The sequence below is a fragment of the Vibrio sp. YT-19(2023) genome (assembly GCF_033337395.1).
This window is the reverse complement of the sequence record NZ_JAWOQN010000974.1, coordinates 1-550: the sequence shown is the minus strand read 5'-3', so window position 1 is coordinate 550 and position 550 is coordinate 1. Positions and strand designations below refer to the sequence as shown.

1 protein-coding gene is annotated in these 550 nt (G+C 50.0%); it reads left to right on the top strand.

Going from position 1 to position 550, the window contains the following annotated elements:
- Positions 1 to 550: multiheme c-type cytochrome (locus R7E78_RS29505; RefSeq protein WP_411913789.1), on the top strand; the 550-nt coding region annotated here is incomplete at both ends.

The window sequence follows — 550 nt, the reverse complement described above, 5'->3', positions numbered from 1 at the left end:
TGACGGTTAACATCGCCGACATGCCACTTTGTGCCAACCGTAGAGATGGCGAGCTCGCCGAATGCGTCACGTTTGAAGGCATCGATCTTATCAAATCGCCTTTCGTCATTGCCGCCAATAACGCATCCGGCTCGTTTGATGTGTCTGGCATCAACAAGCAACACAAACTGCCAGTGGGCGCGGACATTTCATCGTGTAACGATTGTCACAAAGAGCTGACTATCCATAAGCTCGGTGAGCATCCACATGCCGCCACCGACTTCCAACAATGTAAAAATTGCCATAACTCTGAACGTTCTGCGTTTTATCCTGGAATGGCGGCTGATCTAAAGTACCACGTGCACTCATTCCACGCCTTTGGCTCCGCTCATAGCGGTGAAGCGCCTTTCCCTGGCGCAGTCAACAACTGTGAGGCCTGCCATACCAATACTCAATACAACTTACCTAGCCAACAAAATACGCGCCCTTCTCTTGCGAGTGGTAAATACTTTAGTCCTGCATTAGTCGCCTGTGGCGCGTGTCACTTAGAGTCATCTTTAGCTAATGCTGA